The following is a 558-nucleotide window of genomic DNA, read 5'->3' on the forward strand; positions in this document are numbered from 1 at the left end:
CCGAGTGCTGCATGTACTCCTGGATCCCGTAGTTATGGATCGCCAGGCCCACGTGCAGCTGTGCCGCGAACCCCACCGGGGAAATGTCCGTCGGTCCGTGGAACCCGGACTTGATCTGGTACTGCGCGGCGAAATCCATCACCTTCTTCAACGGGCTGATCCCGCCGAAGTGCGTGGACGCGGCCCGGACGTAGTCGATCAGCTGTTCCTTGATCAGCGTCTGGTAATCCCACACGGTATTGAAAATCTCCCCGATCGCCAACGGCGTGGTGGTGTGCTGCCGCACCAGGCGCAACCCCTCCTGGTTCTCCGCCGGGGTGCAGTCCTCCAACCAGAACAAGTCATACGGCTCCAGCGCCTTGCCCAGCTTCGCGGCCTGGATCGGCGTCATCCGGTGATGCCCGTCATGCAGCAGCGGCAGCTCCGGGCCGAACTCGTTCCGCACCGCTTCAAAGACGGTGGGCAGGTGCCGTAAGTACGCGCGGGTGTCCCAGTCCTCCTCCACCGGGAACGCACCCCGCCCGGCCGGCTCATAGTCATACCGCTCCCCCGACGCCT

The 558-nt window shown here is 64.5% G+C and carries 1 protein-coding gene; it reads right to left on the reverse strand.

Going from position 1 to position 558, the window contains the following annotated elements:
• A partial coding sequence (locus PUN51_RS20660; protein ID WP_275182388.1) for an enolase C-terminal domain-like protein occupies nt 1-558 on the reverse strand: 558 nt, incomplete at both ends.

The sequence above is a fragment of the Arthrobacter sp. NQ4 genome, from assembly GCF_029077345.1.
In the GTDB taxonomy this organism is placed as follows: domain Bacteria; phylum Actinomycetota; class Actinomycetes; order Actinomycetales; family Micrococcaceae; genus Arthrobacter.